Raw genomic sequence first — 4,138 nt, forward strand, 5'->3', positions numbered from 1 at the left:
CAGCACCTGCTGCGGTGCCTGGAGCGGCGCCGTCGGGCCTTTCCGGACCTTGTGCCAGATTTCCCAGCCCTGGCGTCAGACCTTCCAGGACCTGAGGACGCCGGCCACGGCGTAGACGCTCAGGCGCGTGTCCCTGATCTTGCGGACGAGATCGGACAGGGCGCCGTACGGCGGGTCGATCCCCTCCCCGGACTGGCTCATGTACTGGGCCGTCACGAAGGCGGCGAAGAGGCTGTTGCGGTGCGGGAGGGGTTCGAGGCGCGTGATCGTGTGCAGGAGCGCCGCCGCGCGCCACGCGGCGTCCGGATCGGACGTCTCCAGGGTCGGCATCTTGGTCTTGTGCCGGGCGACGGCCGCCACCAGTCCCGAGTAGTCCGCGACCGCCACGTCCTCAGGCCCGAGGGCCGCCTCCTGGACGTCGAGGAGCCAGGAGACATCGATGTACAGCACCATCAGGCGGCCGCGGCCCCGTCGGCGTGCCGGGAGACGGGGACCTCTTCGGGGAAGGCCTCGTCGAACTCGTCGCGCAGCCGGTCGGCCCAGGCGACGGCGCCGGCGACGAACTGCTTGCGGTGCATCTCGCGCACGCCGAGATCATGCAGATACTGCTTGAGGCTCTTCCCCTCCGCGGCGGCGGCGGCGCGCACGCCTTCCAGTTCTTCGTCGGAGAAGGACACGTTCAGTGAAGGCATTCTCAGATGGTACCTAGTTGGTGCCGGATGGGCCAGGGAATCCTTGCGGGCCTGCGTCGGCGGCGTTTGCGAGGCCGGGACCCCGAGACCGGAAGCGTGAGGGATCCACGGCACGGCCTTCCCGCAGAGGTTCACGCCGACAGGCCGAACACACCACCGGCGGAGGTGCGCGGCGTGCTGCATGACGGTCTCGTCATGGTGGGGCCGGTACCGGCCCCCCGCTGCTCACCGACGAGCCGGCCGATCTGCGCACCGCCGTCGTCGAGCCCGACCGCTTCGGTGGCACCTGCCTCAACCGCGGCTGCATCCCGAGCAGGATGTTCGTCGTCCCGGCCGATGTCGCCGAGACCGCGCGGTCGGGTGCGCGGCTGGCGTCCTGTCGGCCGGGGAAGGTTCCAGCTGGTGGCGGCCGCAATCGAGATGGCCTGTTTTGATATGGAAAGTGCAGAAAAGCCTTGTGGCTTGGTCGCTCCTCCCACGATGCGGCGGAGGGTTTCGCTCGGACTCGATCGCGGCGGAAATGATTGCCGACTGTGCCTGTGCTGTGCATTGTCCGAGTTCAGGCACCCGGGCCTTCGATCCCGGCTCAGGAAAACCTGCATACCTGCTCTGCGTGAGTCGAATCCGCGCGGCGGGGCTCGGGAAACCGTGGAAGAGTTCCCCTTCCCATATCGCCATGTCTTCCGGCTGTCGATAAGAAAACGTGAGGTGGTAACATCCGGCCATGGCTCAGAAAATTGTGACCGTGTACACGGACGACCTCACCGGCGCGGAATCGGAAGAGGTGCAGACCCATACGTTCTCGCTCGATGGCGTCAACTACGAGATCGACCTCGTTTCGGAGAACTACGACAAGCTCGTCGAGGCACTTTCCCCCTTCACTTCCGGGGGCCGCAGGATCGGCAGGACCAAGCGTGCGGGCGGCTCCCAGAAGCAGGCGTCGGACAGTCCGAGCGCCGAGGAGCTGCGGGTGTGGGCACGCGAGAACGGCCTTCAGGTCAGCGAACGGGGGCGCGTTCCCGCCAGTATCCGTGAGGCATACGCCAAGGCTCACTGACACCGAGGATTCTCGGTGTCACCACCGATCGGTGGCGGACAGGCTGGGCTCCGTTCGTGCGGCCAACGGTATCCCGTGGCCTCCAACGAGGTGTTCGACGCTCGATCACCGGCGCGGGGCACGCTCATTTGGTCACTTCCGAGGATGACCGGCGGTGCAAACTCCTGCCGCAGCAGCACGCCTTGGTCGTCTCGAGTAGCCGCGCCGCCACCAGGGCCCGGCGAGGAGCACGTAAGCCTCCGTGACCGAGGCGCGCCTCGGTCATTCAGGTGCCTGTCCCACTGGCCGGTCAAGGGTTACCCTGCGCTGACTGCGCCACAGGCTTCGGCGCCGCCCTGAATAGTGCCGGCCCGCGAAAATCGGAAGCTTCCGCCACGTGCAACATCCTGGGGCAGCTTCGATGCCTCTTTCCCTGGCAAGATCGTCCCGCCGTTTGACGGGCCTGACAGGTGCCATCAAGACCCAAGAGTTCATCAGTTCCGATCTCGCCGGAATCTTCATCGGATTTCCCTGAGGGAAATGGCACCCTCGTGGTGCATGGAAGGCAGTGCGTGATCGATTTGCGATCGCCAGGAGACGGTCCGTCGTAGCGGCACCGGTCGCCCGGGCGGGGGTGGCTGCGATGCAGCCCGCTTCCACCGCGGAGCCGTGCTTCACGCAAGCCGGAATCGATGTCTCGATCGACAACAATCCGGGCGATGGCGCTCAAGGGTGGATCTGGTCGCGCGATGACTGGGCCACCAGTGCCCATGTCATCGTGTGGGGAATCGACGGCAGCTCCAGCGAGATCTGGCTCGGCGTGGGCGGCAATTTGCCATGGATCTGCCTTTCCAGGTGACCGGCCTCAACGTGTGCAATGTGACCGGCGACAATTACGATTGCAAGCAGTGAGCTGTTTCCAACCTCGGTTTGAGCAGGTCAGATGCAGGGTGAGGACGGCCTGAACCAGGCTGGTGATGCGAGTCGTGGAACGTCGCGGTTTGCGCAGGAGTCGCCAGGGGCCTTCCACCTTGATCGTGGACACCTCGACACTGGATCTTGAGTCCAGGAGAGGAGTCCCAGGTGGGGACCTACAAGTACCCGGCTGAGTTCCGGGCTGACGCCGTCGAACTGGTGCGCTCGGCGGGTCGTCCGGTCTCGCAGATCGCGGCCGAGCTCGGGGTGAATCACGAGACGTTGCGGCAGTGGGTGAAGACCGCTGACAAGGAGGCTCGTCCCGAGGTGGTGATCGAGTCGGTGAAGGACGCCGAGATTGCCGCACTGCGCAAGCAGGTCCGTGAGCTGGAGATGGAACGCGACATCCTGCGCCGGGCGGCCAAGTATTTTGCGGGCGAGACCAGCTGGTGAGCCGCTTCCAGTTTGTCGCCGACCATCGTGACGCCTGCGGCGTGAAGCGGCTGTGCACCGTCTTGAACCTGTCGAGGTCCGGGTTCTATCGCTGGTTGAAGGCCGCGCCGGCCAGGGCCGCGAGGAAGGCCGCCGACGCGGCCCTCACCCGGCGCATACGCACGATCCATGCACAGTCCGGGAAGACGTACGGGTCCAAGCGGATCACCGCTGAACTCCGTGAGGGCGGTCTGCTCGTCAATCGCAAGCGCATCGAGCGACTGATGCGTCAACACGCCATCATGGGGCGGAGGTTGCGGAAGAGACATCGCACGACGATCCCGGATCCGGACCGTCAGGCGGTGCCTGACCTGCTGCAGCGGAACTTCACCGCCGTTGCCCCCGACACCGTCTGGATCGGCGATATCACCTACCTGCCGATTACCGGCGGGCAGTTCCTCTACTTGGCCACGGTTATCGACGTGCACTCCCGGCGCCTGCTGGGCTGGTCGATCGCCGACCATATGCGCACTCAGCTCGTCACCGATGCCCTGGACGCGGCTGTCCGCATACGCGGCGGCCGGATGGACGGCGTGATCTTCCACAGCGATCACGGAGCCCAGGGAATACGGGTCCTGGCGCTTTGGCCTTGCCTGTCGCCGCCTGGGCCTGACCCAGTCCATGGGCCGCGTCGGGTCGTGTTTCGACAACGCCGTCAGCGAGGCGTTCAACAGCGTGCTCAAGGTCGAGTACGTCCACCGGCACACGTTCACCACCCGCACCGAGGCCCGGCTCCGGATCGCGACCTGGATCACCGGCTTCTACAACACGCACCGACTACACAGCGTGTGCGGGTATCAGAGTCCGATCGACTACGAGTACAACCATCGAGCCAACTCCGCCTTGGAGCTGGCCGCTTAGAGGATCTCCACAGTTCGGGGGATTGACAGGATTTCAGGCGCATCACACTAGAGAAGGCCCTGGCGCAGTGCGTAGGCGACGGCGTGCACGCGGTTGCGCAGGCCGTGCCGGACGGTCAGCTCGTGGATGATGTATTTGACGG

At 65.5% G+C, this 4,138-nt stretch carries 5 protein-coding genes and 2 pseudogenes; 3 read left to right on the forward strand and 4 right to left on the reverse strand.

All coding sequences use genetic code 11. From position 1 onward, the window contains the following. Positions 1–75: 75 nt before the first annotated feature. The 3 genes from ABT085_RS44525 to ABT085_RS44535 form a co-directional block, all read right to left on the reverse strand. Complete coding sequence (locus tag ABT085_RS44525) at positions 76–453, reverse strand: toxin Doc (RefSeq protein ID WP_351622406.1); 378 nt, start codon at positions 451–453, stop codon at positions 76–78. Continuing rightward, positions 453–692, reverse strand: coding sequence for a hypothetical protein (locus tag ABT085_RS44530; protein ID WP_152895794.1), 240 nt, complete (start codon positions 690–692; stop codon positions 453–455). The genes ABT085_RS44525 and ABT085_RS44530 overlap by 1 nt, the downstream gene beginning before the upstream one ends. Before the next feature lie 131 nt (positions 693–823). Next, a complete protein-coding gene (locus tag ABT085_RS44535; RefSeq protein ID WP_351622409.1) occupies positions 824–1,171 on the reverse strand; it encodes a hypothetical protein in 348 nt (115 codons plus the stop codon). A gap of 245 nt (positions 1,172–1,416) precedes the next feature. On the opposite strand from ABT085_RS44535, the gene ABT085_RS44540 reads away from it, so the two are divergent. Further along, positions 1,417–1,749, forward strand: coding sequence for a histone-like nucleoid-structuring protein Lsr2 (locus ABT085_RS44540; RefSeq protein ID WP_351622412.1), 333 nt, complete (start codon positions 1,417–1,419; stop codon positions 1,747–1,749). Positions 1,750–2,371: 622 nt separating this feature from the next. Next, positions 2,372–2,587 carry a hypothetical protein gene (locus ABT085_RS44545; RefSeq protein WP_351622415.1) on the forward strand — a complete coding sequence of 72 codons (216 nt, stop codon included), beginning with the start codon at positions 2,372–2,374 and terminating at the stop codon, positions 2,585–2,587. Positions 2,588–2,653: 66 nt separating this feature from the next. On the opposite strand, the pseudogene ABT085_RS46940 reads toward ABT085_RS44545, so the two are convergent. After that, a pseudogene (locus tag ABT085_RS46940) lies at positions 2,654–2,746 on the reverse strand (IS5/IS1182 family transposase); the annotation flags it as partial. Between the two features lie 65 nt (positions 2,747–2,811). Here ABT085_RS46940 and ABT085_RS44555 point away from each other — a divergent pair. Next, positions 2,812–3,996 (forward strand): annotated as a pseudogene (locus tag ABT085_RS44555) (IS3 family transposase). Positions 3,997–4,138 lie beyond the last annotated feature (142 nt).

It is taken from the genome of Streptomyces sp. NPDC002265, from assembly GCF_040296125.1.
Lineage (GTDB): Bacteria > Actinomycetota > Actinomycetes > Streptomycetales > Streptomycetaceae > Streptomyces.

What these genes read in the sequence shown, in the direction of transcription:
- ABT085_RS44525 (WP_351622406.1), bottom strand. Translation starts at nt 453, where the DNA reads ATGGTGCTGTACATCGATGTCTCCTGGCTCCTCGACGTCCAGGAGGCG.
- ABT085_RS44530 (WP_152895794.1), bottom strand. Translation starts at nt 692, where the DNA reads ATGCCTTCACTGAACGTGTCCTTCTCCGACGAAGAACTGGAAGGCGTG.
- ABT085_RS44545 (WP_351622415.1), top strand. Translation starts at nt 2,372, where the DNA reads ATGCAGCCCGCTTCCACCGCGGAGCCGTGCTTCACGCAAGCCGGAATC.
- ABT085_RS44540 (WP_351622412.1), top strand. Translation starts at nt 1,417, where the DNA reads ATGGCTCAGAAAATTGTGACCGTGTACACGGACGACCTCACCGGCGCG.